Raw genomic sequence first — 26,508 nt, forward strand, 5'->3', positions numbered from 1 at the left:
TCGCTTTGGCGCCGTCATTGCCGCCGAAGCACAACATGCGACTTTCAAGTCTGACGAGCGAACGCGGCTTTTTCGGACGAACCCGTCATCCTTGCTGCCGTTAACGAGAATGTTATCGACAGCCTGTGGGTATCTCGCAGACGAGCACGAAAAAGGCGGCCCGCAGGCCGCCTTTTGAATTTGCCTGGACAAGCTCGACTTACGCCAGCGGCACCGCGACGAAGCGGGTCGCCTCCGCGCTCTTCACCTGCAACAACACACTGTTCTTGCCAGACGATTTGGCCTGCGCCAGCTCGGAGCGAACGTCGCCGACATTGGCGACGGGCTTGCCGCCGACATTGAGGATGACGTCGCCGGTCTGGATGCCGCGCTGCGCCGCCGGGCCTTGCGGATCGACCTCGGTGACCACGAGGCCCTTCTGGCCCGCGCCCTGCACGTCGCCGGCCGGGGCCAGGCTGAGACCGAGGCGCGGTGTGCCGGCACCCGGCTGCACCTTGCCGTCGTCGGTCTTGCCTTGACCGTTTCCTTGGGCCTGCCGCTCGTTCGGCAGCTCGCCGAGCGCGAGCGTCACGATCTTGCTCTCACCCTTGTGGAAGACGTCAAGCTTCACCGAGCTGCCCGGCGCCAAGGTGGCGATGGTGCGGGCAAGATCGCGGGAGTCCTTGATCGCGGTGCCGTTGACGGCGGTGATGACGTCGCCCGCCTCGATGCCGGCCTTCGCCGCCGGGCTGCCGTCCTGCGGATTGTCGACGATCGCGCCGCGTGCCTCCTTCAGGCCGAGGCTGTCGGCGATGTCGGCGGTCACGGGCTGCACCTGCACGCCGAGCCAGCCGCGGGTCACCGCGCCCTTGTCCTTCAACTGCGCGACGACGAGCTTTGCGGTCGAGGCCGGAATGTCGAAGCCGATGCCGACCGAACCACCGGAGGGCGAGAAGATCGCAGTGTTCACGCCGATCACGTTGCCGTTCATGTCGAAGGCCGGACCGCCGGAATTGCCCTTGTTGATGGGCGCGTCGATCTGGATGAAGTCGTCATAGGGACCGTTGCCGATGTCGCGGCCGCTGGCCGAGACGATGCCGGCGGTGACGGTGCCGCCGAGACCGAAGGGATTTCCGACCGCGACCACCCAGTCGCCGATCCGCGCTTTCTGGTCGGAGAATTGGACGAACGGAAAGTCTTTCTTGCCTTCGACCTTGATCAGCGCGAGATCGGTTTTTGGATCGGTGCCGACCACCTTCGCGGTGTAGATCGTGCCGTCGTCCGTCGTCACCTGCACCGATTGCGCATGGTCGACGACGTGGTTGTTGGTGACGGCATAGCCGTCAGCAGAGATGAAGAAGCCCGAGCCCTCGCCCGTGATCACCTGGTGACGCTGGCGCGGCATGCCGTTCATACCGCCCGGGAAGCCGAATTGCCGCGAGAACTGGTCGAACGGCGTCGCCTCGTCGGAGTCCATCCGGTTCTGTTGCAGCATCGCGCTCTTGTCATTGTCCTGGTCGATCTTCACCCGCACCGAGATGACGGCGGGTTTGACCTTGGCGACGAGATCGCCGAAGCCCGGCGGCGTCGCGGCGACCTCAGCAGCCTGCGCCGGCGCAATGAGGGAGCTCACGTTGAACGGCGAAGAACCAGAAGAAGCAGCCAGCACGGCCACGCCAAGCGCAGCCACGCTGCCGAGCAGCGCCAGCCGGCGCGGCCTCAGAATCTTACGGGACGTTGTGGTGTCGGAATTGACGCGATCGTTCATGTCGAAATGTCCATGTTGGTGAAGCTGTCGCCTTGCACGCACCATGGGCGCTGGCACCTTACGGCGTCCCGTCCACGCGATTAAATCTTGGCAAAGAAGGCGTGACTGGCGGCCGCAGGCTTTGCGCGATCACACACCCTTGTCGTTCGGATTGGCAACCGCGCCCTTCAGCGGGCGCCGGCATCGGGAAGTTCAGATTCACATTCTTCGGCGGAATGGGTTTTGTGAACCATTTTGCGTAGAGCTCCGCGAACTGACCGTTCCTCATCGTCGCGACCAGGGTCTTGTCGACCAACGCCTTGAATTCTGGATCGTCCTTGCGGATGATCAGCCCATAAGGCTCGGTACGGAGGCTGTCGTCGATGATCCGCCAATTGTCCGGCGTCTGGCTGTTGGCGATGAGACCGGCGAGCAGGATGTCGTCCATGACGAAGGCCTCGCTGCGGCCAGTCGTCAGCGCCAGAAACGAGGCCGCATGATCCGGAGACAGCACCTGCTTGACCCCGAATTTTTTCTCCTGGCCGCGCGCGAGCAGGAGCGCGATCGACGTTGATCCGGTGGTCAGTGATACCGGCTTGTCGTTCAAATCCTCGAACGTCTTGATCGCCGCATCCTTCCTGATCACGGCGCGAATGCTCGAGACGAAGATGGTGTCGCTGAAGGCCACCACCTTCTGGCGCTCCAGCGTGTTGGTCGCCGGCCCGCAGACGATGTCGATGGTGCCGTTCTGGATCAGCGGAATCTGGGTGCTGAGCTGGATCGGCTGAAGCTTTGTTTGAAGTGCCGGAAGCTTCAGTTCGTCCTTTACCGCATCGACGATCCGCGCGCAGAGGTCCATCGCGAAGCCGACCGGCTTCTGATTGTCGTCGAGATAGGAGAACGGGACCGAGACATCGCGATGCCCGAGCCGGATCTCACCGGCTTCCTTGATCTTGGCCAGCGTCCCAACAGGCGACTGGGCGTAAGCAGGGACTGCCGCCGCGGTCACGATAATGAGCGAATAAAACAGTTGTTTCATGACCTTACTCCTACTTTGGATACAAAATTCCTATATTTTATACACATCATTGCATAATTGGCCAACTGATTTTATACAATCTGACATGGCTCCCGCTGCGGGACCCAAAGGACAGGTTGCGAAGAGCGCCGGATGAGACCAGCAGAACCTCCACGTTACCGAGGCGCCAGCGCGCACGGGTCCGCTCCTGATGCAGTGCGCGACGCGCTGCGGCGCGCGATCAGCGCGGGCGAGATGGCCCCCGGACATCAGCTTCGCCAGGATGAACTGGCCGAGCGGTTCGGCACCAGCCGCATTCCGGTGAGAGAGGCGCTGCGGCAATTGGAAGCTGAGGGTTTTGTGACGTTCCTGCCCAATCGCGGAGCAGTCGTCTCGGATCTCTCCATCGACGAGGTCGTGGAGCTGCTCGAAATTCGCATCGCGCTCGAATGTCACGCGCTGCGCCTCGCGATTCCCGCAATGGGCGATATCGATCTCGACGATGCCAGGGAGATCCTCCGCTCCTACGACGAGGAACCCGATCCGGAAAAATGGGGCGCGTTCAACTGGCGCTTCCACAAAGCGCTCTACGCCCCCTGCAATCGTCCGCGCCTGCTTGCAATGATCGAAGCGAATTACGGCCATGTCGGCCGCTTCACGCGTGCGCTGGTTTCGCGGGCCACCGGCAAGGATCGTCCGCAGCGCGAGCACTACCAGTTGCTGGAATTCTGCCGCGACGGCGAGGTCGAGAAAGCCCTGCGCCTGCTGCGCGAACACATCGTGCAGACACAAAAGACGCTGCGATCGGCGCAACGCCATGCATCGCGGAACGAAGCCGACTGATCCGGCGATCGATCGTCCCATCGAGTTGAAGGAGAGTACGCTTGAAAGCGAACGACGTTGAGATTCTCGTTATTGGCGCGGGCATCGCGGGTCTCGCGACGGCCTACTATCTTGCCGTCGAACATAAGCGCACGCGCCTCTTGATCGTGGATGAAGGTCAGCCGATGGCGTTGACTTCGGCGCAGTCAGGCGAAAACTATCGCAACTGGTGGCCGCATCCGACCATGGCGGCGTTCACCGACCACAGCACCGACCTGATGGAGGACATCGCGCGCCGCACCGGCAACCGCTTCAACATGACGCGGCGCGGCTATCTTCTCGTGACGCGGGAAGAGAAGCCGGAAGAGCTGCTCCGGCAGTTATACGCGGGTTACGGTGCTTCGGCCTCGAAACTGATCCGCCTGCACGAAGGTGTGAGCAAGAACTACGCCCCGCCGCTGTCGGAGGACTGGCAAACCGCCCCCAACGGCGTCGACGTGCTGCTCGGCCGCCACCTTATCCAGCAATATTATCCGGCCTTCGACAAGCAGGTCGCCACGGGACTGCACATCCGCAGGGCCGGCGACATCAGCGGCCAACAGCTCGGCCAGTACATGCTGGAGACGATGCGGCCGCTGGGCGCGCAGTTTCAGCAGGCGCGCGTGGTCGGTATCGCCAAGGCCGATCGCTTCGTGGTCGACGTCATCGCCGATGGCGAGCGCCAGACCATCAAGGCCGATATCATCGTCAATGCGGCCGGCCCGTTCGCGTCGCACGTCTCGGCGATGCATGGCGAGAAGCTGCCGATCCTGAACGTGCTTCAGCAGAAGATCGCCTTCCTCGACCGCAATCGCGCGGTGGATCGCAAGATGCCGTTTGCGATCGATCTCGACGGCCAGACGCTCGGCTGGTCGGCCGACGAACGCGAGGCGCTCGCCGCGGACCCCGAACTGGCCCGCCTGCTGGAACCGATGCCGGGCAGCATTCATTGCCGCCCCGACGGTGGCGATCACGGTCAATGGATCAAGCTGGGCTGGGCCTTCAATGCGACGCCGAACGAACCCGTTCGCGAACCCGAACTCAATCCGTATTTCCCGGAGATCGTGCTTCGCGCCGCGAGCCGGCTCCAGCCTGCGCTCAAGCAATATCTCGGCGCCCTGCCGCGAGACCGGGTGCACTACGGCGGCTTCTATCCGATGACGAAGGAAAACTGGCCGCTGATTGGAGCTGCGAAGACGCCAGGCGTGTTCCTGACGGCCGCGCTGTCCGGCTATGGCACGATGTCGGCCTGCGCAGCCGGACATCTTTGCGCCCGTGCCGTGGTCGGTGCGCCGGTTCCGTCCTTCGCCGGCGTCCTCTCGCTGGCACGCCACGAGAACAAGGCGCTCATGGATGAGCTTGAGAGCGCCGAAAGCCGCGGACTTCTCTGAGTCTCTCGCGAGGCTGACACCTTCACGCCGCGGCGGGGGTCTCCCATGCTGCGGCTGCGAGGGCGTCATCCTCGCCCTTCGCATTGCACGCCGCGAAATGCGCCTTGAGCTCGATCTCGGCAAGATGTTCGAAATGCTCGGCCTGGCCGAGCAGCTGCCAGTTCTGGAGCGGCCGGTAGGCCGCCTGCTGACGACAGAGGGACGCCAGCGCCCGGTAGCGACGTACGTTCTCCATGAGAATCTCCCTCTCGGTCACATCCGACATATTCCTCCGATTTGCGTCAGGGACATTGCGCTTGTGCGAAACATTTTCTGCGCAGAACCGGTAGGTTTTCGAAACGTTAACGTGCGCCGCAAGGCGGCCGCTTTGCTTTGGCGCAAAACTTTACAAATGTTTGGCGGTTGTTCTCGGCAGCCAACAGCTCAATGCCATCCGTGCCACAAAGTTGCGGCATGTGTGAGGCAAAGCACAGCCGGACGATGCGATCATGCGTATAAATTTGGGCGTATGGCCGCAAACAAGGTAACGGCGGTACACGGGGTTACGCGATCGGCGCAGCCTGCGACTTCGGAGCCGCTCGGCATGGAACCGGCGGCTCATTTCGTTTCCGGCGGCTTATCAGGCGTAGAGGCGCCGTTCGACGGCCACGCCGATCAGATCGAGATACCGCTCGATCAGGTCGAGACGACCGACGAGATAGCCCTGCATCTCCTCGCAGGCCTCGCGTTCCAGGAAGGCGCGCTGCGCTTCCGTCTCCACCCCTTCCGCGACGACCGGGATGTTGAGCGCGTGCGCGAGGCTCAGGACCGCGCGGACGATCTCGGCCGATTGCGGCGTCGCCTCGAGGTTGGAGATGAAGCTGCGGTCGATCTTGATCTTGTCGAACGGGAACGACTGGAGATAGGACAGCCAAGAGTACCCAGTGCCGAAATCGTCCATCGCGATGCGGATGCCGAGCGCCTTCAGTCGCCGCAGCAGATCGAGTGCGCGGGTGAAATCGCCGATCAGCACGCCCTCGGTGATCTCGACCTCGAGCCGCGTCGGCGCAAGCCCGGTCTCCAGCAGGATCTGGTGGATTGACCCTTCGAGATCGCCGGCATGGAACTGGACCGGCGACAAATTGACCGCGACCCTTCGTTGCGCGATTCATCCGTAGTCTACCGGATGAGCGCGCTCTCTTTGGTGCGCATCGATTGCACGGAATTATCTTGCAATTTTGGAGCCCGGGCGGCCTCCGCCGCGGCCCGAATGGCCGTGATGTTGTCGGCATAATCGGCGCTGCTCTTGCCACGAAACACGGCGGAGCCCGCTACAAGCGTATCGGCGCCCGCGGCGGCAACGACGCCCGCATTGTCGCGCGTGATGCCGCCATCGACCTCCAGCCGGATCGGCCGGTCGCCGATCATGGTTCGAATGCGTCTGATCTTCTCGATCTGGGAGTCGAGGAAGGACTGGCCGCCAAAACCCGGATTGACCGTCATCACCAGCACGAGATCGACGCGGTCGAGCACGTACTCGATCGCGCTTTCAGGCGTTGCCGGGCACAGGCCGACGCCGGCCTTTTTTCCGAGCGCGCGGATCGCCTGGAGCGAGCGATCGAGATGCGGACCGGCTTCCGCGTGAACCGTGATGACATCGGCACCGGCCTTCGCGAACGCCTCGAGATAAGCATCGGTCGGCGCGATCATGAGGTGCACGTCGAATATCTTCTTCGTGAGCGGCCGGATCGCCTTGATGATATCGGCGCCGAAGCTGATGTTCGGGACGAAATGTCCATCCATGACGTCGCAATGGATCCAGTCGGCGCCGGCCGTGTCGATCGCCGCGATCTCCTCGCCGAGACGCGCGAAATCGGCGGCCAGGATCGAGGGCGCGATAATGATCTCTTTCGTCATGACTTCGCACTCCTCTCCGCATCCGCACCGCCGCTGAAGACGCGGCTCGCCAGAACGTCCGCCGGATCGATGGTTTCGAGGTCGGAAACTTCCAGCATACGATCGAGATCGGACACCAGGCGATCGGCCTGCCGCAGGCGGATGCGGTCGACCGCGTTGCGGATCGAGCGTGCGTTGGAGAAGAACGGCTGGGTCCGGCGCAACGCGATGTATTTTTCGAAAGCTTCGCGTGCCGCGACCGACAAGCGATAGCCACGTTCCCCCAGCATCAGTTCGGCGATGACGAGCAGCTCGGCTTCCGCATAGTCGGGAAAATCGATGTGGTGGGCGATGCGCGAGCGGAAGCCGGGATTGCAGGCGAAGAACTTCGTCATGCGCTCGCCGTAGCCGGCCAGGATTACCACGAGGTCCTCGCGCTGGTTCTCCATCACCTGGAGCAGGATCTCGATTGCCTCCTGGCCGTAATCGCGCTCGTTATCGGGCCGGTGCAGGTAATAGGCCTCATCGATGAAGAGCACGCCGCCCATCGCCTTCTTCAAGATTTCTTTCGTCTTCGGCGCGGTGTGGCCGATATACTGGCCGACGAGATCGTCGCGCGTCACCGAGATCACCTGCCCGCGCCGCACGAAGCCGAGGCCGTGCAGGATTTTGGCCATGCGCAACGCCACCGTGGTCTTGCCGGTGCCGGGATTGCCGGTGAACGACATGTGCAGCGTCGGCGGCGCGGATGCCAACCCCGCGCGCTGGCGGATACGCTCGATCAGGAGCAGCGACGCGATCTGGCGCACGCGGTTCTTGACCGGCCTCAAGCCGATCAACTCCTGTTCGAGCTGTTGAAGCGTATCGGTGATCCCGGCAGCTTCAGCTTCCTTTCGAAGATCGAAATTGGTCTCGCCGCCTTCCGCAGTCGCATGGGGCATGTCAAGCATCGGCACCTCGAAGAAAAGAGCTTCGCCGCAGGGAAGCGGCGAAGCAGTGGTCCGCCAAGGATACGGAGCAGGGAGCGCTCCGCGCGGAGAGGAATAGCTATTGCGGCGCGTGAGCAGCCGGCTTTCGTACAGTGCTGTACCGGATTGCGCGCCCACCAACCTCCTGCCTCACCAGATCGAACTCCGCCTCCTGCGGCGGCCGGTTGACCAGAAAGGAGATCCGCACCGATTCCCAGCCATGGCTGGAATCGAAGCCGCTGATGCGGATGTAGCGGTCGCCGTACACCCTGCGGCACTCGGCGAGCTCCATCATCACGCCGGCGGCGTCCTGGAGATCGAACATCGGCAGGCCCCACATCTCCCAATAAGTGTTGCGGGGATGCGGATCGTCGGTGAACTCGATGTTCACCGCCCAGCCATTGGCGAGGCAATATTGCACCTGCTTGGTGATCTGGTCGTCAGTCAGATCCGGCAGGAACGAAAAGCAGCCCTGAGTGAGTTTCATGTTGCGTCTCCTCAAACGGTTTCGAGCGCGGTCGGCACGAAGTCCGGCGTGTCGGTGGATTGATAGTTGAAGCTGACGTCCTTCCAGACTTCGAGCGCGGCCTTCAGCGGTGTGCAGGTTTCGGCCGCCCTGGCCAGGATCTCCGGACCTTCATGGACGTAGTCGCGACCCTCGTTGCGGGCGAGGATCATCGCCTCCAGCGCCACACGGTTGGCGATCGCGCCCGCCGCAATGCCCATGGGATGACCGATGGTGCCGCCACCGAATTGCAGCACGACGTCCTCACCGAGCAGATCGAGCAGTTGATGCATCTGGCCGGCATGGATGCCGCCGGAGGCGACCGGCATCATCTTGTTCAGGCTCGCCCAGGACTGATCGAAGAAAAGGCCGTGCTCGAGCTTGGTCGGGTTGAAATCCTCGCGGCAGACGTCGTAGTAGCCGCGCGTGGTATTGGGATCGCCTTCGAGCTTGCCGACCACCGTGCCGGCATGGATGTGGTCGACGCCCGCGAGCCGCATCCATTTGGCGATGACGCGGAACGACACACCGTGACTCTTTTGCCGCGTATAGGTCGAGTGACCGGCGCGGTGCAGATGCAGGATCATGTCGTTGCGGCGCGCCCATTTCGCCATGGACTGGATCGCGGTATAACCGATCACGAGGTCGATCATGACGATGCAGGACCCGAGCTCCTTGGCGAACTCCGCGCGCTCGTACATGTCCTCCATCGTCCCGGCGGTGATGTTCAGGTACGTGCCCTTCACCTCGCCGGAGGCCGCCTGAGCACGGTTCACCGCTTCCATGCAATAAAGGAAACGATCGCGCCAGTGCATGAAGGGCTGCGAGTTGATGTTCTCGTCGTCCTTGGTGAAGTCGAGCCCACCTTTCAGCGCTTCGTAGACCACGCGGCCATAATTGCGGCCCGAGAGTCCGAGCTTCGGCTTCACCGTCGCACCCAGCAGCGGCCGGCCAAACTTGTCGAGCCGCTCGCGCTCGACCACGATGCCGGTCGCCGGCCCCTGGAACGTCTTCACATACGCCACCGGGAAGCGCATGTCCTCAAGCCGTAGCGCCTTCAGCGGCTTGAAGCCGAACACGTTGCCGATGATCGAGGCCGAGAGGTTGGCGATCGAGCCTGGCTCGAACAGGTCGAGGTCATAGGCGATGTAGGCGAAATACGAGCCCGGCGTGCCCGGGACCGGATCGACACGATAGCATTTCGCGCGATATTTCTCCGCGGCCGTCAGGCGATCGGTCCACACCACCGTCCAGGTCGCGGTCGAGGATTCGCCGGCGACCGCAGCGGACGCTTCAATCGGGTCGACGCCCTCTTGAGGTGTCACGCGGAACAGTGCGATGACGTCGGTGTCCTTCGGCACATAATCGGGCTCCCAATAGCCCATGCGCTTGTATTCCATGACGCCTGAGCGATAGCGCTCCTTGCCGCGGACCGTTCCGGTATGTGCGTTCATGTTTCTCTCCTGCTCTTCTCTCTCTGAATGATTAGGCGGCGACCGGCTCGCGGGCGTCGATGCACGGGTCGAGCTCGCCGGCGCGATAGCGCCGCGCCATCTCGCTCATCGGGATGACCTTGATCCTGCTCGCGTGACCCGCCGTGCCGAACTGCTCGAAACGCTCGCGGCAGAGTTCGCGCATCGCGTCCATTGCCGGCTTGAGGAATTTTCGCGGATCGAACTCGGAGCGCGCCTGCGCCGCCACTTTCCGGAACACCGCCGTCATCGCCAGCCGGCAGTCGGTATCGATATTGACCTTGCGCACGCCGCTCTTGATACCGCGGACGATCTCCTCGACCGGGACGCCCCAGGTCTGCGGCATCTCGCCGCCAAACTGGTTGAACATGTCCTGGAGCGGCTGTGGCACCGAGGAGGAGCCATGCATGACAAGATGTGTGTTCGGCAGCCGCCGGTGGATCTCCTCGACCACCCGCATGGCCAAAATATCACCGTCCGGCTTGCGGCTGAACTTGTAGGCGCCGTGGGAAGTACCCATCGCGATCGCGAGCGCGTCAACCTTGGTGGCACGGACGAAATCGACGGCCTGGTCGGGATCGGTGAGCAGCTGGTCGTGGCTCATCTTGCCCTCGACGCCGTGGCCGTCCTCCTGCTCGCCGCCGCCATGCTCGAGCGAACCCAGCACGCCGAGCTCGCCTTCCACGGAGGCGCCGACCCAATGCGCGAGATCGACGACGCGGCCGGTAATCGCGACATTGTAATCGTAATCGGCCGCCGTCTTGGCATCGGCCTTGAGCGAGCCATCCATCATCACGGAGGTAAAGCCATGGGCGATCGCGGATGCGCAAGTCGCCTCGTCATTGCCGTGGTCCTGGTGCATGCAGAGCGGAATGTCGGGATAGGTCCGCTCCAGCGCGTCGATCATGTGCGAGAGCATGAGATCGCCGGCATAGCTGCGCGCGCCGCGCGAGGCCTGGATGATGACGGGCGCATCGACCTCGGCCGCCGCCTGCATGATCGCAATCCCCTGCTCCATGTTGTTGATGTTGAATGCCGGCACGGCATAGCCGTGACTGGCGGCGTGATCGAGCAGCTGGCGAAGAGTGATACGGGCCACGAAGATTCCTCCTGTTATCGCTTGCAAGCGCGGGCGATTGCCCGCCGGGCGGCTTCCGCAATGCTCTGAGGCGTGATGCCGAATTCGCGGTAGAGCACGGACGCCGGCGCCGAGGCGCCAAAGCCGCGCATGCCGACGAACTCGCCCTCACTGCCGATCCAGCGCGGCCAGTCGCCGAGCACGGCCGCCTCGATGCCGATGCGTGGCACAGTGCCGAGCACGGCGGCGCGGTAGTCGTCCGGCTGTTCCGCGAACAGTGCGAAGCACGGCGCAGAGACCACGGCCGCACGGACGTGCTCGGTGGCGAGCAGGCGGGCGGCTTCCAGTGCGATCGAGACTTCCGAGCCGGTCGCGATCAACGTCACGTCACGACCGCCGTCGGGCGAGACGATGAGATAGGCACCACACGCAACGCGGTTTCTGCCGCGGGCATCGCTTCGGAAAGTCGGCAAGGCCTGACGGGACAGGCACAGCACAGACGGACGGTTCTCGGCCTTGAGCGCACAGTCCCAGGATTCCAGCGTCTCGACCGCATCGGCCGGACGGAACACCAGAAGGTTGGGAATGACGCGCAGCGCCGCGAGATGCTCGACTGGCTGATGCGTCGGGCCGTCCTCACCGAGCCCGATGGAGTCATGGGTCATGACATGGATGACGCGCAGCCGCATCAATGCCGCAAGGCGAATCGCCGGCCGGCTGTAGTCGGAGAAGGCGAGGAACGTGCCGCCATAGGGGATGAACCCACCATGCAGCGCGAGACCATTCATTGCGGCCGCCATGCCGTGCTCGCGGATGCCGTAGTGGATGTAGTCCCCCGCGAACGCGCCACGCTTGACCGGCTGCTGGGTCTTGGCATGCGTCAGATTTGAATGTGTCAGGTCCGCGGAGCCGCCGACCAACCCCGGGATTGTCGCCGAGATGCCGTCCAGCACTTGTTGCGAGGCCTGGCGCGTCGCGATCTTGGGACGCTCGCTGGCAAAACGCTCGCGCAATTTCGCCGAAGCCTGGGCATAGGCACTCGGCAGGGCAACAGCCTTGCCCTCGATGAACAAATCGCGCTGTTCGGGCGTCGCGCTTTCGTAGCGATCGAGCCAGGCCAGACGATCGACCTGCCCACGCTGCCCGATCATCCGCCACGCCCTGAGGATCGGGATCGGCACCACGAAGGGCTGATAATCCCAGCCGAGCGTCCTGCGTGCCGCTGCCGTCTGCTCCGCGCCGAGCGGCGCGCCATGCGCCTTCTCGGTGCCCTGGCGGTCGGGCGCGCCAAATCCAATGATGGTGCGGCAGGCGAGCAAGGACGGCTTTGCGGTTTCACGCTCTTCGGCAATCGCCTGCGCAACTGCTTCGGGATCATGTCCATCGATACGGCGCACCGACCACCCGGACGCGGCGAAGCGCGCGAGCTGGTCGTCGGAGGTCGCAAGCGAGGTCGGCCCGTCGATGGAGATGCCGTTGTCGTCGAACAGCACGATCAGGCGGCCGAGCTGGAGATGGCCGGCGAGCGAGATCGCCTCCTGGCTGATGCCTTCCATCAGGCAACCATCGCCGGCGATCACGTAAGTGAAGTGGTCGACGAGACCATCGCCGTGACGCGCATTGGCCATGCGCTCGGCGAGCGCCATGCCGACCGCGGTCGCGATCCCCTGCCCCAGCGGCCCCGTCGTGGTTTCGACGCCCGGCGTGTGGCCGTATTCCGGATGGCCCGGCGTCTTCGAACCCCATTGCCGGAACGCCTTGATGTCGTCGAGGCTGACCTCGCCGCCGGTGAGATGGAGCAGCGCATAGAGCAGCATCGAGCCATGGCCAGCCGACAGCACGAAGCGGTCACGGTCCGGCCAGTTCGGGTGCGCGGAGTCGAACTTGAGGAAGCGCGAGAACAACACGGTCGCGACGTCGGCCATGCCCATCGGCAGGCCGGGATGTCCGGATTGCGAGATCTCGATGGCATCGACCGCGAGGAAGCGGACGGCATTAGCGAGATCGCTGTGTGAGACTGCCGTGAGGTCGGCGTCGGCGTGGACGGAGATGTTCATCGGATCCTCCCCTTGTTCACTTCAGGTTTCGCTTGCGCTCGATGAGCTGCATGATCAGCGGTGTCAGGATCAGCTGCATCGCGAGATCAAGCTTCGCTCCGGGACACACGATCGAATTCGCACGTGACATAAAACTGTGCGGCAACATCGAGAGCAGATAGGGGAAGTCGATGCCGCGCGGATTCTTGAAGCGGATTACGACCATCGATTCGTCCGGCGTCGGGATCCAGCGCGCGATGAATGGATTCGACGTGTCCACCGTCGGCACACGCTGGAAGTTGATGTCGGTCTCGGTGAATTGCGGGCAGATGTAGTGGATGTAGTCCGGCATCCGCCGCAAAATCGTGTCGGTGACGGCCTCGGTCGAATAGCCGCGCGCGCTGCGGTCGCGGTGCAGCTTCTGGATCCATTCGAGATTGATGACCGGCACGACACCGATCTTGAGGTCGGCATAGCGCGCGACGTTGACCTTATCGGTGACGACGGCACCGTGCAGGCCCTCGTAGAACAGAAGATCTGAGTTCTCCGGCAGCCGCTCCCATTCGGTGAAGGTTCCGGGAGGCGCGCCATGCAGCGCGGATTCCTCAGCGTCGTGGACGTAGTGCCGCGTCGCCGCACTGCCGGTCTCGCCATAGTCGCGGAACGCCCGCTCCAGCTCCTCGAACAGATTGGTCTCGGGGCTGAAATGACTGAAATGCCTGTTGCCGCGCTCGGCCTCCGTCGCCATCTGCGTGCGCATCTCGGCGCGGTCGTAACGATGGAACGCGTCGCCCTCAATATAGGTGGCGTTGACGCGCTCGCGGAAGAAGATCTGCTCAAACGTCTTCTTGACCGAAGTCGTGCCGGCGCCGGAGGAGCCGGTGATGGAAATGATCGGATGCTTCCTGGACATGCGCCGCCTCCCTCAGAGCCGAAAGAAGCCACGCCGCGCGAACAGCGGCGCGGAGACGCTGGCGACGAGCAACGGATCGCAGTGCAGTTCGGCGACGCGCCGCACTTCGTTGCTCGATCCCATGACCAGCGGCACGCGCTGGTGCAGGCTTTCCGCGGATAGATCGAGGATACGTTCACGGCCGGTCGAGGCGGAGCCGCCGGCCTGCTCGATGATCAAGGCCATCGGGTGCGCCTCGTAGCTGAGGCGCAGGCGACCGTCGCCATAGCCGGGCCGCGCATCGGAGGGGTAGAGGAAGACGCCGCCGCGGGTGAGAATGCGATATGCTTCCGCGACCAGCGAGCCGATCCAGCGCATGTTGAAGTTGTGGTTGGCGGGCCCGTCGACACCCGCGAGGCACTCGTCGATGAAGGCGCGCACGGGCGGATCCCAATGCCGGCGGTTGGAGGCGTTGATCGCAAACTCATCGCAGACCTCGGAGACCTGCACGCTGCTGCGTGCGAGACGGAAGCAGCCGGACCTGCGGTCGAGCGTGAAGATGTCGACGCCGTCGCCGAGCGTCAGCACCAGCGAGGTCTGCGGACCGTAGGTGACGAAGCCCGCCGCAAGCTGCGCCGAGCCGCGCTGATGGAAGGCGAGCGCGAGATCGTCGGGCGCAGGCAGGATCGAGAAGATCGTGCCGACGGTCATGTTGATGTCGATGTTGGAGGAGCCGTCGAGTGGATCGATCGCGACGCAGATCTTTGCCGCGCGGTCACCGATCTGCGGCTCGCGCATCTCCTCTGACGCCAGCGCCGCGATCGGTAGCTTGCCGAGACAGCGGCGCAGGATCGCATCCGCCCGGACGTCGAGATCGCGCTGGAGATCGCCGTCGCTGTTGCGGCCCGTGGTCAGACCCGAGGCGTCCGCCAGATCACCGGTGCCGATGAGGTCGGCGATCTCGATCGCGGCCGCCGCGATGGCATCGACTGCGGCCGCCACGGCCAACGCATGGGGCGCCGTCTCGGAATACCGCTGAAGGTGGTCGTCCAGCCTGAGTTGCCCGGTCATCTGCGTCCATCCCTTGCCGGCGCCACATCCAGTTCCCTCCCCGGCGGAGGTCGGTGCGGTCGGTCCCAGCACGATGAGATTGACAGGGCTGGCTTAATAAGGAAAATTTCTATTCATAATGGGCTCCAAAGAATTTTCTTATAATGGCCCCGGCCATGCGGCGACCCAGCTCCGGCATCTGACGATCCGGCAGTTGCGCTCGCTCGGGGCGCTCTCGGCCAAGGGCAGCGTCACGGCGGCCTCGAGCCAGCTCGGGCTGACGCAACCGGCCGTGACGCAGCAGCTCAGGCAGCTTCAGGATCTCGCCGGCCTGCCGTTGATGCAGCGGACCGGCGACGGCATGCTGCTGACGGAGGCGGGCAAGGAGGTGCTGGCGCTGGCCGAACGCGTCGAGGCCGCAATCGCCGACTGCCAGGGCGCGCTCGACCTCCTCGCAGGGCGGACCGGAGGCACCGTGCATCTCGGCGCGGTCTCGACCGCAAAGTATTTCGTGCCGCACGCGATCGCGGCGTTCTCCAAGCGCTCTCCGAAGATCGAGATCAGGCTGACCATCGGCAACCGCGAGGAGATCCGCGAGGCCATGCACGGCTACGATCTCGATTTCGCGGTGATGGGTCGGCCACCGGCCGACGTCAGCGTCGACGTCCGTCAGCTCGGGCGCAATCCGCACGTCATCATCGCGCGCAAGGGACACTGGCTGGAGAAGGATTCCGGCCTCAGCCTGACCGATCTCGTGCACGAGACCTTCCTCACCCGCGAGCCGGGGTCAGGCACGCGCACGCTGATGGAGGGCATGTTCCAGAAGTCGGACCTCGAGCCGATCATCGGCATGGAGATGAGCAGCAACGAAACCATCAAGCAGGCCGTCATCGCCGGGCTCGGCATCGCCTTCATCTCGGCCCACACGGTGGCGCATGAGCTCGCCGAGGGCCGGCTCATCGTACTCGACGTCGCGGGCCTGCCCATCGTGCGGCAATGGTACGTGATCCGCCGCAGCGACAAAGTGCTGCTGCCGCCGGCGCAGGCGATGTTCGACTTTTTGGGCTCGGAGGGGGCGAACTATCTGCCCGACGTGCCGGAGTTCGGCGGGCGATAGCCCGCCGATGTTCAGCCCATCAGCTTCATCGCGACCGTCGCCGCCAGAATGACGATGATCTGAAGCTGGCGCTCTGTCGTGAAGATGCGGTTGAAAGTGGTCATCGCTCGCCCCCGGCCGTCGTGAAGGAGATCTGGACGGACGAGTTGCTAGCACACGGGGACACCGGGGTAACTCCGTAGTCGCCCCGGGTTCTGCCCCCAAGCCGGAATCGGTGATCGCCGCAACCCGAATTGTTTCGAACGATTCAAATCTCGTTTCTCGGAATCCGACGACACGGTGAGATTGCCGAGCTTCGTACGCTTCGATGCCGGCGTCTATGCCACGATCGATGCCAACTGGCGCGCGCAACTGACCGTCGAGAATATCTTCAACAGGGGATACTGGGCATCGGCCGACGGCAACAATAACATCTCGCCCGGCCAGGGGCGCACGGTGAGGGTTCAGGCGAGCTACAGGTTCTGATCGTGGCGCCCGTGGTCACGTGCTGATGGTTAACAATCAGGCAGCGAGCGGGGTGGCGTAAGCCGCCCGGCTGGCGAAATAGGCTTCCAGTTCCGACAGCGCGCGGTCCTCCCATTCCCTGGCCTGCTCCAGCAGCGACCAGCTCTGGCCCGGCCGAAATGCTGCGGTCTGGCGATAGAGCGATGCTATACCGCGGTAGCGGCGCACATTCTCAAAGATGGCCTGGCCGTTCATGTCGAAAACTCCCTCGTCATTCCCGCGAGAGAAATTGCGGCCAAATCTTTTTCGAAAAGTTAGCGGCGCGGGAGAAGCGCGCGGATGGTTGCCGGACTGTTGCGGGAAGGCAACGCGCGGCCTGCCGCGCCGCGCAGTTTATTGCGGATTCGTTGCCGGGCTTTCGCCTGAACGCTTCAGCCCGCCGCGGCTGACGATCGCCCTCGTCTCGCGACAGAGATCGGCGAGGCCGATCAGCAGCACGGCGAGCAGGAAGAACAGATTGATGGAATCCGCATAGGCGCTGGTCAGCGGACTGAACTCGAAGAAGGGCGGCATGAACGCCCACCACACCAGCGGAATGATGAGCAGCACCGAGAATGCCGCAGCCGGCGCGCCGGCCAAAATTCCGACCACGAAGATGCTGGGCAGGAATGCCGCGAAGTAGAGCTTTGCGCCAAACGCGACGCAGATGCCCTGAACCGCCGCCGACGCCGCCACGATTGCAAAGCCGAGCAGAAACGCCTGCCACGACCATGGCCGTACCCGCGGTACGCCAAACAGTCCCGCACGCCTCATGGGCCTCCCCTGCCGCCTGTTCACCAAGCCCGATTGCGACCAAAGTACTACAGCCGCGCCGAAACCGCGAGGCGGAAATCGCCTGGTCCAGGGCTTCATATCGAAGGCTTGGTTAAACCAGCCGCAGCGCACAATCGGACCACGCCGCGATTACTCGGTGGCGGCATAGAGCAAGGCCGCGACGGGCAAGGCTAGACCTATGCCTGCGGCCAGCGTCCAGCCGCCTTGCGCGAAGGCCCAGGCGCCGAGCGCGGAGCCGGCGGCGCCGGCCGCGAAGAACGTCGCCATGTAGAGGCCGTTGAGACGGCTGCGATGCTCATGCCCGAGCACGAAGATGGCGCGGAAACCCAGCACGACATTGCCCTGCACGCCGAAATCGATGGCGATCGCAGCCAGGACGAGGCAGGCCAGATTGAGCGCCGATCCGGCCGCTCCGATATGCGTCACCAGGAAGCCCACGGCTACGAGCAGCATCGCGACGATCGTGGCGATGCGGCTATGGCCGCGATCGGCGAGACGTCCCGCGATCGGAGCCGAGAACACGCCGGCGACGCCGGCGAGCGCGAACAGCGCGATGCCGCGCTGGGTGAAGCCGAATTCGCTCGCCAGCTGGAGCGGCACCACCGTCCAGAACAGGGTGAAGGCGCCAAACAGACCTGCTTGATACAGCGCGCGGCGCCGGAGCAGCGGCGTGGTGCGTGCCAGATGCGGCATCGACATCAGCAGCGCGCCATAATGCATGCGCGCAACCGGCCTGCGTTTCGGCAGCACCATCCAGAGCACGGTTGCCAGCAAGACCATAAGCGCGGCGGAGGCGAAGAACACCGCGTGCCACGACAGCGCCGCGGTGACGAAGCTCGACACCGGCCGCGCCAGCATGATGCCGAGCATCAATCCGGTCGAGACGTTGCCGACGACACGGCCGCGAATGGCCTCGGGCGCGAGATGGGCCGCATAAGGGATGATGATCTGCACCGCCACCGAGCCGAGCCCGATGAACAGCGCCGCGATCAGGAACGGCAGCGCATGGGTGGCAAAGGCGGCGGCGAGCAAGGCCGCAGCGCCGAGCGTGATGACGGAGCAGATCAGGGTGCGGTTTTCGACGAGATCGCCGAGCGGCACGATGAAGAGCAGCCCCGTGCCGTAGCCGATCTGCGTCATGGTCACGATCAGCCCGGCCGCGGCATGCGACAGGCCGAGCGCGGCGCTGATCGGGGCGATCAGCGGTTGGGCATAGTAGATGTTGGCTGCGACCATGCCACAGGCCGCGGCAAGCACGAAGGTCAGTCGTTGCGACACCGCATCCGTCTCCGGCGCAGTCTCGATCGTGGCATTCATCGTCATTCCCAGTCTCCAGATATAGGGAATAATCATTCCCTAATTTGACAAACATTCAAGCAAGCAGCTTCATCGCGACGCCGACCAGGCGCTCGCCGTCGAGCGGCAGGCGCGCCTTGCCGACGACGCGCAGGCCCTGCGTCAGGCAGATCATCAGTCGTGCGGTGTCGTCGGCCTCGACATGGTGCGGAATCGAGCCGTCGGCCTGCCCCTCGCGAATGAGGCCGGCGATGAAACTCTCGTTGGACTTGAGCTGCGCAGTGACGCGCGCGCGGATCACCGGATCAAGCGCGGAGAGCTCGACCGCGCTGCCGACCACGATGCAGCCGCGGCGCCCCTCGCTGCCCTGGGAGTGCTCGACATAAGACAGCAGCACGTTGCACAGCTGTTCGCGGCCGTTTGCACCGCGCGCCGCCGCACTGCGGGTCTGCTCCCGGCGCACCGCGGCGTAGCGCTCGAAGGCGGCGAGGAACACGGCATGCTTGTCGCGAAATGCCTTGTAGACGCTGCCGGTGGCAAGTCGCATCGCGGCGGTCAGGTCGCCGATCGAGGTGGCATGATAGCCGCGCTCGCAAAATACCCGCACCGCCCCGTCCAGGGCCGTGTCCATATCGAACTCCCGGGGCCGGCCGGGTGGATGGGCAACAGGCTGAGATTTGCGGACGGTTTTTTGCATTGCGGGATAATAGGGAATGATTGTTTCCTAATCAAGACACCTGGTTGTGATTTGGGAAAAGGCTCGGCAAATGGATGGCAGCACCATCAACTCTCGTGTCCCGGACGCGCTGCAACGCCTCTTCGCGTTGCTGCGCAGAGCCTGCGACCGAGCGCCACACGGATTGCTCCCGGAGACATGGGCACCGGCTCTGCAGCGCACCGTCAAAGGACGCTGCGCTGCGTCCGGCGCACGAGAGGGGATTTATCTTCGCGCTCATCTTCAAATCGCAGACACAGCTTCGCATCCTCGCGGCTGATTTTGCCCGAGCTTTGCTTCGTCTCTCCACCCTCTCAACCAAGAGGGCGCAGGGAAGGCCGGGTGCCGGCTGGCACCCACGGTCCACTGTGCGCAGGTAGCGCAGAGGAAACCGCACAGCAGCATACAGGTGTAGCCAAATCACTCGGCCTTCCCTGCGCGGTGGTTTGACGGCTTATGCCGTGCTCTCCCGGGAGCCGAATTCCTTCTGGCCTCCCTCGCCCTCGCGAATTGACGGCGGACGCTTGCCCGGTTGAGCTCGCTTCCGCCTCCGCAAGAACTTGACCGTAGCAACGACGGCCAGGACCACACGGTTTTGCCGTACGCACGGCTCGCTTGCTCGCCGCATTATCTCCCGGCGTTGTCGACGTTGCCGGAAGAATGCTGGCGAGACGAACCTGACAGCGCCGCTCATCTAGCACGAAGCCTCGGGCTCACGGAGAGCAATCCGCCCTGCCCACGCCTCTCGCGCCCGACGCTGCCGCGTCCACCGCAAGCCCAACTCGCGAAACATGACGACACGTGATCGCCCCTCAAGGTCGAGCCGGGATGGGCGACCCATACGCCATTTCCGAATTTCGGTAAAGTGGAATATTTTCGCGATGACGGATTGACAGGCGAGCGAAACAGGCCCGACAGGCTCCCGCAGCCCGGATGGAGCGCAGCGCAATCCGGGGTAGGTGCCGCGCCGAAAGTGCAGCCCCGGATTACGCTGCGCTCCATCCGGGCAACAAGAAAACAAATCACCCCTTCGAGCGCACCGGCGTTCCATCCGCCATCGTGCTCATGCCCTTCCGCTCCACGATCATCCCATACGCCCGGGGCTGGCGATGAACGTCGAAATTGAAGGTGGTGCTCTTGTAGGAATTGCAGAGGTCGAGATCGCAGCGGGCAAGCGCGATCTCGTCGCCTTTCGTGGCGCAGGCGGCTATGATTTCACCCGAGGGCGCGATGATGCAGCTGCCGCCGATGTGGTCCACGCCCTCTTCCAGGCCGGCCTTGGCGACCCCGACCACAAAGGTGCCATTCTGGTAAGCGCCGGCCTGCATGACCAGATGATTGTGGAACAGCGACAAATCGTCGTGCTCGGGCGCGGGTGGGTTGTGCACCGGCGTGTTGTAGCCGATCATCACCATCTCGACACCCTGGAGACCCATCACCCGGTAGGTCTCGCTCCAGCGGCGGTCATTGCAGATTGCCATCCCCATCACGCCGCCGAAAGCCTCCGTCACGCCGAAACCGGCGCCGGGCTCGAAATAGCGCTTCTCCAGATGCTGAAACATGCGCCATGGCTCGTGCTCGGCATGGCCGGGCAAGTGGACCTTGCGATATCTGGCGACGATCGCACCGCTCCTGTCGACCAGGATGGACGTGTTGTAGCGCCTGATAACGCCAGCCTCGACGGTCAGCTCGGCGTAGCCGAGGTAAAACCCCATGCCGATCTCACGCGCGAGGTCGAACAGGGCCTGCGTCTCCGCCCCCGGCATCTCGCGCTCGAAAAAACCGTCGATCTCCGCCTGGTCCTCGAAGTACCAGCGCGGAAAGAAGGTGGTCAGCGCGAGCTCGGGATAGACGATCAGGTCGCAGCCGTTGGCCTTCGCCTGACGCATCAATGCCATCAGCCGCGCCACGACCTCGGTTCTCGTCTCGGCTCTCGCAATCGGGCCGAGCTGGCCGGCTGCGACATTCACAAATCTCGCCACGCGTCTTTCCTTTGTTTCCCGCATCGTATCGAGACCAAGCCTATCGCGCGGCACGCCGCACGCACAGCCTCGCTGTCCGGCACGATGCCCAACCGGGAGGCAGGCCTTCCGTCAAACGGAAAGCGCCGACGACAAATTGTAATCTTGCGCGCGTACGGTTGCGCCGGGTCGAAGCAAGAGCGGAGCAGGCAAGATGTCGAACCAGCTGGCTGAGGACGTGAAGGCGTTTTTCCAGACCTATTGCGCGGCGTTTCAGGCGCTCGACGTGGAAGCGATCGCCGATTGCGTCACCTATCCAAGCCTTATCGTCTCGGACGGTGATGAAATCACCTTGATTGCGATCGCAAATAGGCAGCAGTGTCTGCTGACGATGAGCAAGGTCGTCGAGCTCCATCGCCAGCTCGGCGCGCCGTCCGGTCGCATTCACGACTTGTCGATCACAGAACTCTCGCCGTGCCTGGTGCAGGCGTCGCTGACGATGGACGTGCTCGACCGAGCGTCAAACCATCTCTACGACTTCCGGGCCACCTACAGCCTCGCGAAAATGGTTGGTGCCTGGCGCATCGCCGCGATCGCCCACAACCAGATTCCGCGCCTGCTGCGATGCGTCGCGCAGCGGCAAGCCGGGGTCTAGCAGCGCGCTCCCTACCAGCCTGCCGAGACGGCTCGCTGAAGAATATCGTCTGATCGCGCGCCGCGATGCGCGACGGCTGACGCCGACGGTGCCGTTCCGCGACAACCGCCAGCTTGCCTGCTCCCTCGGCCGGCACGTTGGCATTCTCCTTGCTCCACTGCGGTCAATCCCTCAGACCCGCAGTGGGTCTGTCTCATAGTGAGGCGATCGCATGCAACCGACGTCCCGTTTCGAAGCGACCATCCCAACCCAGCTCCACGCACTGATTTCCGACCTGCGCTGGCGCACGCAAATGCTCGACGCTGACATCCAGGAGGAAGAGCGGAAGGCCGGAATCTCCGACCCAAAGAACCTTACCTACCCGATGCTCGCCCTGAACCTGAGAGCTCGGCGCGACAATATCCGGGTGAGCATCGCAATCCTGGAAAGCCGCCTTTCGAGCCGACCGACCGGGTGGGCGCGCGCCGCCTGATGCGAATCAGGCCGCGCCGGAGCTTGCAATGCGACGATACTTGCAGAAGGGCGTGGGCGATGGGGCTATCGCTCTATCTGCACCGGCAAACGCGCAGGAACTCGCGTTGCCCATCTGCAACGGTTCCCGTCCGTCAGAAGCCGGACAAAAGAAACTCCCATTGCGGCCACGAACCCCGCTCACAACGCCGTGAGACTAGCAGGGGAACTACGATGCGTGCGCAACGAGTCTGGAAGGTGAACGGGACCACCAGCGTCGGACAGCTTCAATCCAGACTGGACGATTTGAACAAGCGTCTCAGTCAACTCGAGAGCCAGCACCCCGACAGCTGGAAAATCGATGCGCTGAAATCAAGTGCGATCAGCCTGTCGCGCGAGATCGACGACATCCGCTGCGCCGAGGCGACGGCGGCGTTGAGCGAATTGCTGCGGAAATAGACCGGCTCGACGATTAGACGCCGCGCAGGGAACCAACACCCGCCGCCACCATTGCCATGGCAAGCATGGAGCAAAATCATGACCAGGCACCTGACGCGAGCCCATCTTGCGCGTGGCGTAGCCGGCGCGGCTTCCACGCTGGTCCTGTGCGCGGCGGCGGCATTCGCCATCGCGCGCCACTTCGCGGTGTGAGAGATAGTTTCGCATGACGTCCGATCCCGAGGAGTCGGTGAGGCTGCAAGGCTACGGCGAGATGACGTTGCGCACGGCCATCGCGATACTGATGACGCTTGCGCCACGCCACCGATCCGATGCCGCCATCTTCCGTGTCCGCGATGGCTCGCGACTCACCTCGAGCGAGATCGCCGACCTCGCCTCGGACTGGGGCATCGCCCCGATGATGGACGTCAGGTCTCCCAAACTCGTCCCTGACCCGCACTGGCCGGACATCGTTCGCGGCATGGTGCGCGAGGCCCCGCTGCCGGCGCTGATGGTGGCGTTTCTATTGGGCGTGCTGGCGGCGCGCCGCTAGCGACCGTGCCATTTCGATCGTGATGAACATCAGGATGACGACCATCAGCACGACGACGGACGCCGCTGCGATGATCGGATTGACCTGAAGCAGGATGCCGTCCCACATCTGCTTCGGCAGCGTGGTCTTCAGGCCTCCACCGACGAATATCGCCACCGTCAATTCCTCGAAAGACTGAAGGAAGCCGGTCACAAAGCCGACCGCGAGACCGCCGCTGACCAGTGGCAAGGTCACCCGCCAAAGGATGCGCGAACGCCCCGCCCCGAGCGTCGAGGCCGCGGCGTTGAGCCCCCAGTCGTACCCCTTGAAGGTGACCAGCATCACCATGAAGACCACTGGCAGCGCGATCACGGCATGGCCAATAATGATGCCGAGGTCGGTCGCGACCAGCGACATCTTCGCGAACAGATAGAACAGTGAAATCGCGATCACGATCGAAGGCACCATCATCGGCGATAGACACAGCAGGAACGCGAGGCTGCCGAACCGTCCCTTGGTGTGGACCACGCCAAGTGCGGCCATCGATGCGATCACCAGCGTGATCGCCCCTGCCGCAAGGCCGATGCCGAATGAGCGCATCATCGCCGCGACCCACAACGGCGACGTCACAAATTCCTCGAACCAGCGCATGCTGAACGCGGGTGGCGGGAACGACAGGAAGCTCGATGCCGTGAACGCCATCGGCACGAAAGCGATGATCGGGATCAGCAATACGCCGAGAATTGCCCATGCATAGACCGACATGAACATTGTTCCACGCAGGCCGCGAATGTTGCGCGTCCAGCCGTCCTCAATGAGGCCGAAGACTAGCCCGATCGCGCGGGCAATGCCGAGCCCTGCCCGCCGCAACAAGCCGTCCGGTCGGGACGGCCTGGCTCCCCCGCCGGTGACTGATGACAGGCCGAATATGCGATCATAGGCAAAACAGGTCGCGACCGCTGAGATCAGCAGGATCGCCGCCAGCGCACTCCCGAGCTGCCAGTTCTGCAGCTCGTTGATTTGCAGGATGATCAGCTGCCCAATCATCGAATCCCTGGGACCGCCAATCAGCGCCGGTGTGATGAAGAAGCCTAGCGAGGCGACCAATACCAGCAGCCCAGCCGCGGCGACCCCACGCATCGAGAGTTGAAAGAACACCTGCCAGAAGGCTCGCGAGCCGTTGGCGCCGAGCGTCGATGCCGCCATCAGGAGACGGCGATCGATCTGGTTCATCACCGGCAACATGGTGACGACGGCGAGCGGCAGCAGGGTGTGCGTCATCGCGAATATGACGGTCGCGCGGCTGAACAAGAGCTTGTCGCCGCCGGCCAGGCCGAGCGCGAGCATGGTCTTGGCAACGATGCCGTTGCGGCCGAGCAGTACCAGCCATGAGAAATTCTTGATCAGTGCGCTGGTCCAGAACGGCAGCAGCACGACCAGCGCCGCGATGCGCTGTTGACGCGGCGGCTTGCACGACAGCCAATAGGCGAGGGGATAGCCGAGCGACAGGCATAGCACCGTCGTCCACAGTGCGACGGAGAAGGTGGTCGATAGGACCGCGAGATACGGCCCGTTCCATATCCGCAAGAAGGCCGCCGCGCTCAGCGCGCCGGTCTTGTCGACGACGCTCAGCGACAGCACCTGCGCCGTTGGCCAGACCAAGAACATCGCCAGGAAGGCAATGGCGGGCGCCGCAAGCCAGAGCGGATCGAACTTCAGCCTGGCCCGCGCCGGACGGGCAGCAGCCTCGAGGGAGGTGATATCGGTCATCGGTCCTTCGCTCTCCCTCGCCGGCTGCGGATTCAAGCGCGCTTGGCGAGCGGCGCCGCCGCAGCCACGGCGTGGCGGTTCTCCGGACGCGACAGGCCGAGGTGCTCGCGCAAGGTACGGCCCTCATAATCCGTGCGGAATACGCCCCGCCGCTGCAACTCCGGCACGACCTTCGTGACGAAGTCTTGCATCGTGCTCGGCAGCGCCACGAACGAAATCATGAAGCCGTCGCAGGCCCCCGCCTCGATCCACGATTCCATATGATCGGCTACCTGCGTAGGCGTGCCGCAGAACGTCGCCTTGGCACGATTGAAGCGGCGCGCGATCTCGCGCAGGGTCAGACCGTCCCGGATCAGGCCGGCAATCTCATCGAAATAGGCCTTGTGAAGGTTGGAGGTCGCCGGAATCCGGTTCAGCGGCACCGGTTCGTCGAGCGGCAGATCCGACAAATCGGTTTCGAGATCCTGGCTAAGCCTCAATACGCCGACATCGGGATGAACGAGTTCCTGCCAGCTGTCGAGCTTGTCGCGCGCTTCCTGCTCGCTCTCGCCGATCACCACCGAGATGCCGGAGGCGATCTTCAGATCATCCGGATGGCGCCCAAACTTGACCATTCGCTCCTTAAGATCACGATAGAACGCGATCGCGCCGTCGAGATTTCCGCTGGAGCCGAACACCACCTCGGCATATTCGGCGGCGAAATCCCTGCCTGTGTCGGAGGCGCCGGCCTGGATGATGACCGGGCGACCCTGCGGCGGCCGCTCGATGTTGAGCACGCCGTGCACGGTGAAATACTTGCCCTCGTGATCGACCAGGTGCTGCTTTTCGGGAATGAAGCTCTGGCACGAAGCCTTGTCGTAGACAAAGGCGCCGTCCTCCCAGCTGTCCCAGAGCGCCTCGACGACATCGATGAACTCTTTTGCCTTGGCGTAGCGGTCCCCATGCGGCGGCAGACGGTCTAGACCGAAATTGCGCGCCGCATAATCGTTCGCGGAGGTCACGACGTTCCAGGCGGCACGGCCGTGCGAGATGTGATCCAGCGAAGCGAACAGACGGGCGATGTTGTATGGCTCGTAGAAGCTCGTCGAAGCGGTGGCGCCGAGACCGATGTGCGTCGTCGCCCCGGCGATCGCCGCGAGCAGCGTCAGCGGCTCCAGGACATTCATGAACAACGGCGAACGGCTCCAGGCCTGCAGATTCTCGGTGCGCGCGGCCGGCGTGTCGGCAATGAAGAAGAAGTCGAACTTGCCACGCTCGGCAAGTTGAGCCATCTCGCGATAGTAATCGATGTCGGTCGAAGCATGAGGACGCGCCTCATCCATCAACCAGGACGCCGCATGCGATCCGTTGGCATGAACCAATGCCCCGATCGCCATCTGTTTCTTCTTGCTCATGATTGACCCTCGCTCACGAAATTGTCCTCG

At 63.7% G+C, this 26,508-nt stretch carries 26 protein-coding genes and 1 pseudogene; 8 read left to right on the top strand and 19 right to left on the bottom strand.

Annotated elements, in window-relative coordinates; all coding sequences use genetic code 11:
• Window positions 1-199 precede the first annotated feature (199 nt).
• Both ABIB73_RS15960 and ABIB73_RS15965 read right to left on the bottom strand, forming a co-directional pair.
• Entirely contained in the window at window positions 200-1,747 is a 1,548-nt protein-coding gene (locus tag ABIB73_RS15960) for a Do family serine endopeptidase (protein ID WP_354225292.1), read from the bottom strand.
• 58 nt (window positions 1,748-1,805) lie between these two features.
• Window positions 1,806-2,765 (bottom strand): transporter substrate-binding domain-containing protein, encoded by a 960-nt coding sequence (locus ABIB73_RS15965; protein ID WP_354225293.1) that lies wholly within the window; start codon window positions 2,763-2,765, stop codon window positions 1,806-1,808.
• 132 nt (window positions 2,766-2,897) lie between these two features.
• Between ABIB73_RS15965 and ABIB73_RS15970 the strand changes: the two genes are divergently transcribed.
• Both ABIB73_RS15970 and ABIB73_RS15975 read left to right on the top strand, forming a co-directional pair.
• Complete coding sequence (locus ABIB73_RS15970; RefSeq protein ID WP_354225294.1) at window positions 2,898-3,587, top strand: GntR family transcriptional regulator; 690 nt, start codon at window positions 2,898-2,900, stop codon at window positions 3,585-3,587.
• Window positions 3,588-3,628: 41 nt separating this feature from the next.
• Window positions 3,629-4,996, top strand: coding sequence for an NAD(P)/FAD-dependent oxidoreductase (locus tag ABIB73_RS15975; protein ID WP_354225295.1), 1,368 nt, complete (start codon window positions 3,629-3,631; stop codon window positions 4,994-4,996).
• Window positions 4,997-5,018: 22 nt separating this feature from the next.
• On the opposite strand, the gene ABIB73_RS15980 is transcribed toward ABIB73_RS15975, so the two are convergent.
• The 10 genes and pseudogenes from ABIB73_RS15980 to ABIB73_RS16025 form a co-directional block, all read right to left on the bottom strand.
• The gene (locus ABIB73_RS15980) at window positions 5,019-5,231 is read right to left on the bottom strand and encodes a hypothetical protein (protein WP_354225296.1); all 213 of its coding nucleotides are present in this window, start codon (window positions 5,229-5,231) and stop codon (window positions 5,019-5,021) included.
• Window positions 5,232-5,615: 384 nt separating this feature from the next.
• Window positions 5,616-6,131: pseudogene (locus tag ABIB73_RS15985) on the bottom strand (EAL domain-containing protein); the annotation flags it as partial.
• A gap of 23 nt (window positions 6,132-6,154) precedes the next feature.
• Window positions 6,155-6,892 carry a ribulose-phosphate 3-epimerase gene (gene rpe, locus ABIB73_RS15990; RefSeq protein ID WP_354225297.1) on the bottom strand — a complete coding sequence of 246 codons (738 nt, stop codon included), beginning with the start codon at window positions 6,890-6,892 and terminating at the stop codon, window positions 6,155-6,157.
• Window positions 6,889-7,821, bottom strand: coding sequence for a CbbX protein (cbbX, locus tag ABIB73_RS15995; protein WP_354225298.1), 933 nt, complete (start codon window positions 7,819-7,821; stop codon window positions 6,889-6,891). The genes rpe and cbbX overlap by 4 nt, the downstream gene beginning before the upstream one ends.
• Before the next feature lie 97 nt (window positions 7,822-7,918).
• The gene (locus ABIB73_RS16000; RefSeq protein ID WP_354225299.1) at window positions 7,919-8,326 is read right to left on the bottom strand and encodes a ribulose bisphosphate carboxylase small subunit; all 408 of its coding nucleotides are present in this window, start codon (window positions 8,324-8,326) and stop codon (window positions 7,919-7,921) included.
• 11 nt (window positions 8,327-8,337) lie between these two features.
• Window positions 8,338-9,798, bottom strand: coding sequence for a form I ribulose bisphosphate carboxylase large subunit (locus ABIB73_RS16005; RefSeq protein ID WP_354225300.1), 1,461 nt, complete (start codon window positions 9,796-9,798; stop codon window positions 8,338-8,340).
• Window positions 9,799-9,829: 31 nt separating this feature from the next.
• Window positions 9,830-10,915: a class II fructose-bisphosphate aldolase gene (gene fba / locus ABIB73_RS16010; protein ID WP_354225301.1), complete on the bottom strand. Its 1,086-nt coding sequence runs from the start codon at window positions 10,913-10,915 to the stop codon at window positions 9,830-9,832.
• Between the two features lie 14 nt (window positions 10,916-10,929).
• Window positions 10,930-12,951 carry a transketolase gene (gene tkt, locus ABIB73_RS16015; protein WP_354225302.1) on the bottom strand — a complete coding sequence of 674 codons (2,022 nt, stop codon included), beginning with the start codon at window positions 12,949-12,951 and terminating at the stop codon, window positions 10,930-10,932.
• A 16-nt stretch (window positions 12,952-12,967) separates the two neighbouring features.
• Window positions 12,968-13,843, bottom strand: a complete 876-nt coding sequence (locus ABIB73_RS16020; RefSeq protein ID WP_354225303.1) for a phosphoribulokinase — start codon at window positions 13,841-13,843, stop codon at window positions 12,968-12,970.
• Between the two features lie 12 nt (window positions 13,844-13,855).
• A complete protein-coding gene (locus ABIB73_RS16025) occupies window positions 13,856-14,893 on the bottom strand; it encodes a class 1 fructose-bisphosphatase (RefSeq protein ID WP_354225304.1) in 1,038 nt (345 codons plus the stop codon).
• Window positions 14,894-15,011: 118 nt separating this feature from the next.
• Between ABIB73_RS16025 and ABIB73_RS16030 the strand changes: the two genes are divergently transcribed.
• Together ABIB73_RS16030 and ABIB73_RS16035 are read left to right on the top strand one after the other, a co-directional pair.
• On the top strand, window positions 15,012-15,989 hold the full coding sequence (locus ABIB73_RS16030) for a LysR family transcriptional regulator (RefSeq protein WP_354225305.1): 978 nt from the start codon (window positions 15,012-15,014) through the stop codon (window positions 15,987-15,989).
• Between the two features lie 285 nt (window positions 15,990-16,274).
• Window positions 16,275-16,454: a hypothetical protein gene (locus ABIB73_RS16035; RefSeq protein ID WP_354225306.1), complete on the top strand. Its 180-nt coding sequence runs from the start codon at window positions 16,275-16,277 to the stop codon at window positions 16,452-16,454.
• 36 nt (window positions 16,455-16,490) lie between these two features.
• Here ABIB73_RS16035 and ABIB73_RS16040 read toward each other — a convergent pair whose 3' ends face one another.
• From ABIB73_RS16040 to ABIB73_RS16060, 5 genes are all read right to left on the bottom strand, one after another.
• A complete protein-coding gene (locus ABIB73_RS16040) occupies window positions 16,491-16,688 on the bottom strand; it encodes a hypothetical protein (protein ID WP_354225307.1) in 198 nt (65 codons plus the stop codon).
• A gap of 138 nt (window positions 16,689-16,826) precedes the next feature.
• On the bottom strand, window positions 16,827-17,246 hold the full coding sequence (locus ABIB73_RS16045; RefSeq protein WP_354225308.1) for a DUF4118 domain-containing protein: 420 nt from the start codon (window positions 17,244-17,246) through the stop codon (window positions 16,827-16,829).
• Window positions 17,247-17,396: 150 nt separating this feature from the next.
• The gene (locus tag ABIB73_RS16050) at window positions 17,397-18,590 is read right to left on the bottom strand and encodes an MFS transporter (RefSeq protein ID WP_354225309.1); all 1,194 of its coding nucleotides are present in this window, start codon (window positions 18,588-18,590) and stop codon (window positions 17,397-17,399) included.
• A gap of 49 nt (window positions 18,591-18,639) precedes the next feature.
• The gene (locus tag ABIB73_RS16055) at window positions 18,640-19,194 is read right to left on the bottom strand and encodes a TetR/AcrR family transcriptional regulator (protein WP_354225310.1); all 555 of its coding nucleotides are present in this window, start codon (window positions 19,192-19,194) and stop codon (window positions 18,640-18,642) included.
• A 1,106-nt stretch (window positions 19,195-20,300) separates the two neighbouring features.
• Window positions 20,301-21,260, bottom strand: a complete 960-nt coding sequence (locus ABIB73_RS16060; RefSeq protein WP_354225311.1) for an N-carbamoyl-D-amino-acid hydrolase — start codon at window positions 21,258-21,260, stop codon at window positions 20,301-20,303.
• Window positions 21,261-21,453: 193 nt separating this feature from the next.
• Here ABIB73_RS16060 and ABIB73_RS16065 point away from each other — a divergent pair, with 193 nt between their 5' ends.
• The 4 genes from ABIB73_RS16065 (at window position 21,454) to ABIB73_RS16080 (ending at window position 23,335) form a co-directional block, all read left to right on the top strand.
• A complete protein-coding gene (locus tag ABIB73_RS16065) occupies window positions 21,454-21,894 on the top strand; it encodes a DUF6841 family protein (protein WP_354225312.1) in 441 nt (146 codons plus the stop codon).
• Between the two features lie 211 nt (window positions 21,895-22,105).
• Window positions 22,106-22,366 carry a hypothetical protein gene (locus tag ABIB73_RS16070; protein WP_354225313.1) on the top strand — a complete coding sequence of 87 codons (261 nt, stop codon included), beginning with the start codon at window positions 22,106-22,108 and terminating at the stop codon, window positions 22,364-22,366.
• A 212-nt stretch (window positions 22,367-22,578) separates the two neighbouring features.
• Window positions 22,579-22,803: a hypothetical protein gene (locus tag ABIB73_RS16075; protein ID WP_354225314.1), complete on the top strand. Its 225-nt coding sequence runs from the start codon at window positions 22,579-22,581 to the stop codon at window positions 22,801-22,803.
• A 205-nt stretch (window positions 22,804-23,008) separates the two neighbouring features.
• On the top strand, window positions 23,009-23,335 hold the full coding sequence (locus tag ABIB73_RS16080) for a hypothetical protein (RefSeq protein WP_354225315.1): 327 nt from the start codon (window positions 23,009-23,011) through the stop codon (window positions 23,333-23,335).
• Here ABIB73_RS16080 and ABIB73_RS16085 read toward each other — a convergent pair.
• Complete coding sequence (locus tag ABIB73_RS16085; protein WP_354225316.1) at window positions 23,306-25,084, bottom strand: ABC transporter permease subunit; 1,779 nt, start codon at window positions 25,082-25,084, stop codon at window positions 23,306-23,308. The genes ABIB73_RS16080 and ABIB73_RS16085 overlap by 30 nt on opposite strands.
• 32 nt (window positions 25,085-25,116) lie before the next feature.
• Window positions 25,117-26,478: an LLM class flavin-dependent oxidoreductase gene (locus ABIB73_RS16090; RefSeq protein ID WP_354225317.1), complete on the bottom strand. Its 1,362-nt coding sequence runs from the start codon at window positions 26,476-26,478 to the stop codon at window positions 25,117-25,119.
• Window positions 26,479-26,508 lie beyond the last annotated feature (30 nt).

Source organism: Bradyrhizobium sp. F1.4.3, assembly GCF_040548375.1.
Classification (GTDB): domain Bacteria; phylum Pseudomonadota; class Alphaproteobacteria; order Rhizobiales; family Xanthobacteraceae; genus Bradyrhizobium.